We start from the raw sequence: 4,845 nt of genomic DNA on the forward strand, positions 1-4,845 counted from the left end.
TCGGTGGCAGCGTCGGTCTCGCCGGACACATTGGAGTCGGTCTCGTTAGCAGTATCGGTGCCGTCCTCGACGGGGACACCGTTACCTTCGTAACCGGAGTCGCCCGCCTCGGTTGCAGGAGTGTCCGCGTGGTCGCCGGCGAACACGAAGACAGTCAGGTTTTCGATGACGACGTTGATCCTGCCGTCATCGATTTCCTCGGGCTGTTCTTCGACCGGCTCTTCGGTTTCGTTCGGCTCTTCGACGACCGGTTCTTCGGTCTCGTTCGGCACCTCAACCGGCTCCTCTTCGACTGGTTCTTCAGTCTCGTTCGGCTCTTCAACGACTGGTTCTTCAGTCTCGTTCGGCTCTTCAACGACTGGTTCTTCGGTCTCGTTCGGGTCCTCGACCGGCTCTTCTTCGGGGACCTCTTCGACCGGTGCCTCAGTCTCGTTCGGCTCCTCGGCTGTCGGTTCGCCAACGGTGACGACGGCCTGATCGGTGACCGGATCATCCGTCGCCGTCAGGTACGGAATGTCGGCTGCACCCTGGGTTTCGACGAAATCGTACGTCTCGTTCGCGTTCGTGTCGCGATGTGGCATCGCGATCAGCGTCTCGTCTTCCGCGAGCGGTTCGTCGAGCGTCACCTCAACGTTCTCGTGCGTTCCCGCCTCGAGATACGCGGACGTCCCGATGACGCTCGTGAAGACGTTTTCACCGCCGGCCAGCAGGCTGCTGTCGTGGATGACCACGAAGCCGCCGCTCGCCATCGTCACGTTGTCGACGACGACCGTCTCGCCCTCGGTCGCCTGATCGCTGAAGTTGACGTAGGCGTCCTGCTCGCTGTCAACTTCCTCGTCGATCAGTTCGTCCGACTGGTTTTCCTCGCCGGTCGGTTCTTCCGCATCGCTGTCGTTCGGTTCCTCCGCGACACTATCGGTGGAGTCCTCTGTCACCGATGTGTCGTTTCCCTCCTCGAGTACGTCGGTCCCATCGTCGTCGACTTGGGTGTGCTCGTCGACGGTTGCCGGCGCCGCACCGACGACCATCGCCCCGCTCGAGCACACCATCATCAACGCGGTGAGTACCACGAGTAGCTGATTGCGTGCGTTCATGTCTGTGCCGGAATGGCACCGATTACTCCGTCCGTTCGCCGCATAAACCGCCACAACCATTTCATCACGTAACAGGAAACTACGGCTACGAGAGCCGAAGTCCGGTTTCGGACCGGTTCCGGAAAACAACGGTTGTTGATAGCTTCGCGCTCCTCATTCGTTTTTCGGCGTCTCGGGCGACTGGGAGGCCGTCGGCTCGTGACCCGGCAAACAGACCAGGTTCTCGCGGCCGAGCCGGAGTTTCGTGATGCGACCCTCCTCCTCGAGTTCGGCGAGCAGTCGGCTGACCTTCGCTTTCGACCAGTCGACGTCGTTGACGATCTTCGACTGTTTCATCCGCCCGCCGTTCTCGCGGATGAGCTGCTGGACGTGCTCGCGATCGGTGAGAAACTCCTCGCGGCGCGGTTCCGGATCGGCCACGAAGGCGTTTTGTTGATCGAACCGGTTGCGGGCGACAAGGACGCCCCCCAGGAGTGCGAGCGCAACGATGCCCGCAAGCGCCGCGACGTGCGGGCTCCACTCGAGCTGGAGCGGCCGAGTCAACGGGCTCACGTCACCCAGTGACTCGGAGGACAGTGTCGATACGATTGGCTCGTTGCCGATGCTATTCGGACCGGAGTCGGCGATCATCGCGAGACTAGCTCGGAAGTGAATGCTCATGTGGATTGGATGGGCCTTGATTCGCTCACGCTCTCGTTTCCCTGTACCGTCGATACCGCTCCTCAAAATGTTTTTTATCGATCATTTATCGTTCCTGTACAGTATTTCACGATCGGTGATGGGGTTGGTCGCTCGGTGGATCGTCGAGGTTCCCGCTGCGGTTAGCGATCCCTACGCGCCCGGTGCACGCCGCTCCAGCGTCCCGTCGGTTCGCGCGATTCCCCCGTGGACGGCCGCCGCAGCCGATCTAATTTCGACTGCTGAACCTGTCAGCGATTTTGACGATGGTGGGAGGCGCAACGGTGCTTCGGAGAGCCGTAGACCGAGGGTTCGAATAAACTCGGTCGGACGTTTGAAACGACTAGCCGGGATTCGTTCCGATTCAGACGGTAAGCGATCAATTCGATGAGTGTCTCGAGAACCGAAATCAGTCGAGCGCCGATTGATCGGCGTCTCGGGCTCCCTCCGAACCGATCTCGCGTGAGCCGTTTTGTTCATTCGAGTAGACCGGAACCGGGGCATTAGCGAGACGGATCGTCCGCTTCGTTCGGTTCAGTCCCATCTCCTGACACCACTCGAGCGAGTCGCGACGACGACCGGAGCTGCGCGCGGCTACGGGTGCCGCTGCGTCAACGAGCGATACCGTGCTTCGAGTAGTGTCACGGCGTGATTCGACCGCGCTCGAGGTGGTGCACGTCACGGCTCAGGACCGGGATGCGCGGGACAGTTCGGGATCCGTCACCGCTCCTGTGGTGGTACGGTTTCGGACTGTAAACGGTCCAGCGCGAGAAGAGACCGAGACCGAGCGGCCAGCCGCAACGCTGGCGCGGGCGGCTCTCGTCTGCTCTAGACGCCTGGCACGCCGGCGGCCTCGAATCCGGTGACGCCGATGAGCGCGAGGACGTAGAGCACGATCAGGACCGACAGCCAGGCGACGATCGTAATCGCGGCAGCGTCGATCCAGCCGCCCGGATACCGGGAGTTGATCACCGCGAGGTAGGCGACGAAGACCAGCAGCGGACCGAGCAGCGGAATCCAGCCGAGGAAGAACCCGATGACGCCCCAGACGACCGCCCCGATCAACGCCGTGACGAGCGCGTACGTGTAGTCCTCGGCGTCGACGATCACCTTCGCACCGACGTAGATGCCGACCGCGCCGATCAGCAGGCTGACGGCGAAGACGACGAGGCTCTGTACGGGCGTTGCGCCGCTCTGACCGGGCACCGTGGCGACACCGGCGAGACTCTCGATCATACCCGCTCGTGAGGCGGCGTATTCCGTTAGTTATCTTTCACCTACACTCACGGAAACGCCGTTCCATCCGTTACTAACTCGGTTTTCGAGCGTCTCTCGAGAAGAGCGACGCACCTTGGTAGTCAATACCAAACTTTTCCGCTGGGAGCGGTTCCGGTCGTTTGCTACCCTGTACACCGGATTCAGCTGATGGTTCGTTCTTCCCGGCTCGATTCGACGTCGGCGTCCGCCGGCGCCAGTCGCGTCCCGTCAACGAGCGATTGAATCCCGCTCTCGAGGCTCACGCGCGATTCGAACCCGAGCGTCCGCTTCGCTTTGGAGACGTCCGCGCCGCTGTGCCTGATGTCGCCGGGACGGGAATCGCGGTGGACGATCGGCGAGTCGGAGTCGGTCGCGTCCGTGATCGTCTCCGCCAGTTCCTCGATCGACGTTCGGCTTCCCGTGCCGATGTTGTAGGCCTCGCCGACCGCATCGGTCGTCGCCGCCCGGAGGTTCGCCCGGACGATATCGCTGACGTGGACGAAGTCCCGGGTCTGTTCGCCGTCGCCCTCGATCGTAACGGGGTCTCCCGCGCGCGCCTGCTCGAGAAACGTCGAGATGACGCCGCTGTAGGGGCCCTGCTGGCGCGGTCCGTAGGCGTTGAAGTACCGCAGCGCGACCGTCTCGAGATCGTACAGCTCCGCGTAGCGGCGAGCGTACTGGTCGACGGCGAGCTTCTGGATGCCGTAGGGCGAGGCCGGATCGGTCGACGCGGTTTCCGAGACGGGAAGCTCGTCGGGGTGGCCGTACACCGCGGCGCTCGAGGCGACGACGACCCGGGCGTTCTCCTGGCGAGCCTGTTCCAAGACCAGCAGGCTCGCGTCGAGATTCGTCTCGTTGCTCCGCCGGGGAGCGTCGACGCTGCGGGAGACGCTGACGAGCGCGGCGTGGTGGAAGATGACGTCGACGCCGCGGGCCGCCCGCTGGAGGGCGATCGGATCGCCGACGTCGCCCTCGACGATCGTCACGTCGTCGGGGAGGTAGCTCCGGTCGCCCGACGAGAAGTTATCGAGGACCCGGACCTCGTTGTGCGGCGCCAGCGCCTCGACGAGGTGGCTCCCGATAAAGCCCGCACCGCCGGTGACGAGAACCGTTTTGTCGCGAATCGCTGCTGTATCCATTAGGTCGTCCCACCAGCCACCCGCTGTTTAGTATCCGATTCGTACCGTCGCACGCGCGGGCGTGCATTTCGGTAAGGCGCTGCTTACACCGGAATTCGTCGACTCGCTCGAGCGGATAGCGGACGATGAGGCAGTTCGCGGACGGCGAGTGCGACCGACTGCTGTGGATACGTCGGCTGTCGCGGCGGTCGGCGGACGGCGGACGCGAGTACGAGCGCTCCGTTCTAGCGGGGATCCTTCCCCTGCACGACCTCAGGGTGCTCCCTGACGAGCGTTCTGCCGGTCTCGATCAGGAGATAGACCGGCAGCAGAAAGAAGAGCAGGAGGCCGACGAACTCGACGAAATCGACGAACGGTGGTCCGAGCCCACTGGAGTCCATATTGAAATAGATCACCACGATAAACCACAGCGTCGCCGCCCGAAATGCCGTCTCCGTTTTCATAGTTGAAGTAATCACAGTTATCTATAAGTATCAAACGACTATCGTCTACGCTGCCGTTCCCACTCGTTCGGCGTCGTTCGGCGCACCGGCGGCTCGAGTCATTTGGGGAAGCTATATGCGCGCCCCTCAGCAACCACTCGGCAATGTCCGTTGATCTCGTCGTACGCAACTGTACCGTCGTCACGCCGGCGGGCCGATCGCCCGACTCGGGCGCTGTCTCTTATACACATCTCT

Annotated in this window: 5 protein-coding genes; all 5 read right to left on the minus strand. The window is 62.6% G+C overall.

Going from position 1 to position 4,845, the window contains the following annotated elements:
- A partial coding sequence (locus tag C477_RS15650; RefSeq protein WP_449404402.1) for a DUF7282 domain-containing protein occupies positions 1–1,094 on the minus strand: 1,094 nt, incomplete at its 3' end.
- 153 nt (positions 1,095–1,247) lie between these two features.
- On the minus strand, positions 1,248–1,754 hold the full coding sequence (locus tag C477_RS15655; protein WP_049914583.1) for a helix-turn-helix transcriptional regulator: 507 nt from the start codon (positions 1,752–1,754) through the stop codon (positions 1,248–1,250).
- Between the two features lie 846 nt (positions 1,755–2,600).
- Positions 2,601–3,008, minus strand: a complete 408-nt coding sequence (locus C477_RS15660; RefSeq protein WP_008895494.1) for a hypothetical protein — start codon at positions 3,006–3,008, stop codon at positions 2,601–2,603.
- Positions 3,009–3,190: 182 nt separating this feature from the next.
- Positions 3,191–4,168, minus strand: a complete 978-nt coding sequence (locus C477_RS15665) for an NAD-dependent epimerase/dehydratase family protein (RefSeq protein WP_008895495.1) — start codon at positions 4,166–4,168, stop codon at positions 3,191–3,193.
- Between the two features lie 224 nt (positions 4,169–4,392).
- Positions 4,393–4,611, minus strand: a complete 219-nt coding sequence (locus C477_RS15670; RefSeq protein ID WP_008895496.1) for a hypothetical protein — start codon at positions 4,609–4,611, stop codon at positions 4,393–4,395.
- Between the last annotated feature and the right edge of the window lie 234 nt (positions 4,612–4,845).

Source organism: Haloterrigena salina JCM 13891 (assembly GCF_000337495.1).
Classification (GTDB): Archaea; Halobacteriota; Halobacteria; order Halobacteriales; family Natrialbaceae; genus Haloterrigena; species Haloterrigena salina.

Excerpts from the sequence above, each read along its gene's own strand:
- C477_RS15655 (WP_049914583.1), bottom strand. The coding sequence starts at position 1,754 with ATGAGCATTCACTTCCGAGCTAGTCTCGCGATGATCGCCGACTCCGGT.
- C477_RS15660 (WP_008895494.1), bottom strand. The coding sequence starts at position 3,008 with ATGATCGAGAGTCTCGCCGGTGTCGCCACGGTGCCCGGTCAGAGCGGC.
- C477_RS15665 (WP_008895495.1), bottom strand. The coding sequence starts at position 4,168 with ATGGATACAGCAGCGATTCGCGACAAAACGGTTCTCGTCACCGGCGGT.
- C477_RS15670 (WP_008895496.1), bottom strand. The coding sequence starts at position 4,611 with ATGAAAACGGAGACGGCATTTCGGGCGGCGACGCTGTGGTTTATCGTG.